Below are 1186 nucleotides of genomic sequence, written 5' to 3' on the forward strand. Positions count from 1 at the left end.
ATCAAGTGGTGGTTATATCACTTTAGGTTCAGCTGGTTTTCCTACCTCAACGGGCGAACCATTTAATTAGGTTAAAATGAATGCGAATGCCTATGGAATAAATCCTTGTTTACTGCATGTTGCTTCTGTTTTTACAACATGAAGCTGGGCATTGCACAGGATTCAGCTAAACTGACTATATGGACTGGGCGTATAGCTGTGGAGGAAGACGCTCCAACGAAGAAACAGCAAGAGTTGGTGCTATCCAGATACCGGGAACACCATCAAAAGAAAATGCAGAATCATTTATGCTGGCCTGCTTTAACGGCGGCAGCCGCACATTCAATGCGAATGATGTAATTGCAATGAATTACTTATAAAAAACCAAAATACTGATCAGATATAAATCAAAAGAAGGGAGCTTGAAAATGCTCCCTCTTTGTAATCAACCCACTATAGCACAGCGATCTGGTTAGCCGTCTTAAGCTGTAAAACATCTTTTTTCTGAAAAACTGAAGAACTTCTGTAAATTAATTCACAAACTAATGATGAACTCAAAAAAAGGCAAGAAAATTGTAGAAAGAGAGCTGGCTAAACATTGCCTCCCGGCAATACAGATCGATAAGAATACATCACTTGATAAGCTTATTTCCTTGAGAGAGGGACAAAGTGTAGAAGATGAAAATGGAAGGGTTGGGATTCTATTGAGCCTAGAGATAAAAGCCTATAGAACTGAAACTCATATTTATTTAAAACTTTCTTCGAGCCCGAAAATGATTTTGATTATTAAATGATATGCTAAATAAAAAAGGAGCGGAGGGGGATGTAGCAGAGCAGTCCTGACCTTCCAGTTAGAATTGTAATATGCAACATTTTCTTATTAGATTTTTACAGACTCATAAACCAGCTCCACCACTCGTCTCTATATATTGACCGGTTATCCAGCCACCGTCCTCGCTACACAAAAAAGTTACTACCTTTGATATGTCTTCAGGGGTACCAACCCTTTTTAATGCATTCATATTTCCAACACTGGTTTTAACCATTTGGTCTTTAAACCTCTCCTTATTCATATCAGTATCAGTTGCACCAGGCGCAACTGAATTAACAGTAATTTGTCTCCCACCCAATAATGAAGCCAAGGCAATAGTAAAATTATCTATGGCCGCTTTTGTCATTGAGTATGTCAGCACCTCATGTCGTGGTG

Annotated in this window: 3 protein-coding genes; 2 read left to right on the forward strand and 1 reads right to left on the reverse strand. The window is 38.8% G+C overall.

The window, feature by feature from the left end:
- Positions 1 to 179 precede the first annotated feature (179 nt).
- Positions 180 to 359 (forward strand): M57 family metalloprotease, encoded by a 180-nt coding sequence (locus AC1DND_RS28180; RefSeq protein ID WP_477586194.1) that lies wholly within the window; start codon positions 180 to 182, stop codon positions 357 to 359.
- A 165-nt stretch (positions 360 to 524) separates the two neighbouring features.
- Entirely contained in the window at positions 525 to 773 is a 249-nt protein-coding gene (locus tag AC1DND_RS28185; protein ID WP_477586196.1) for a hypothetical protein, read from the forward strand.
- Positions 774 to 875: 102 nt separating this feature from the next.
- Here the strand turns inward: AC1DND_RS28185 and AC1DND_RS28190 are convergent.
- The coding region (locus tag AC1DND_RS28190; protein ID WP_477586198.1) for an SDR family NAD(P)-dependent oxidoreductase at positions 876 to 1186 on the reverse strand (311 nt) is incomplete at its 5' end.

The sequence above is a fragment of the Pedobacter sp. 01N416 genome, assembly GCF_056399685.1.